1 pseudogene is annotated in these 286 nt (G+C 70.6%); it reads left to right on the forward strand.

Going from position 1 to position 286, the window contains the following annotated elements:
- Nucleotides 1-146: 146 nt before the first annotated feature.
- Nucleotides 147-286: pseudogene (locus tag SB816_RS31000) on the forward strand (aspartate aminotransferase family protein); the annotation flags it as partial.

Raw genomic sequence — 286 nt, forward strand, 5'->3', positions numbered from 1 at the left:
CACCTCGCGCCTGCGAACGCGCCGAAAGGCCGCAGACCGCCCGGCGGGCCCGCCCCGCGCGTCTCCGGTACAATCGGACGGATAGTTCCGCCCAGGCGCCGCGGCCCGTGCACGAGGCCCCCGCGCCCTTCTCTCAGGTTTCGCTCATGTCCAACAATCAGATCCTCTTCGAACGCGCCCAGAAGACCATTCCGGGCGGCGTCAACTCACCGGTGCGCGCCTTCCGTTCGGTCGGCCGCACGCCGCGCTTCGTGTCGCGCGCACAGGGCCCGTACTTCTGGGATGC

The sequence above is a fragment of the Achromobacter sp. SIMBA_011 genome, from assembly GCF_046535435.1.
Classification (GTDB): domain Bacteria; phylum Pseudomonadota; class Gammaproteobacteria; order Burkholderiales; family Burkholderiaceae_B; genus Achromobacter; species Achromobacter dolens.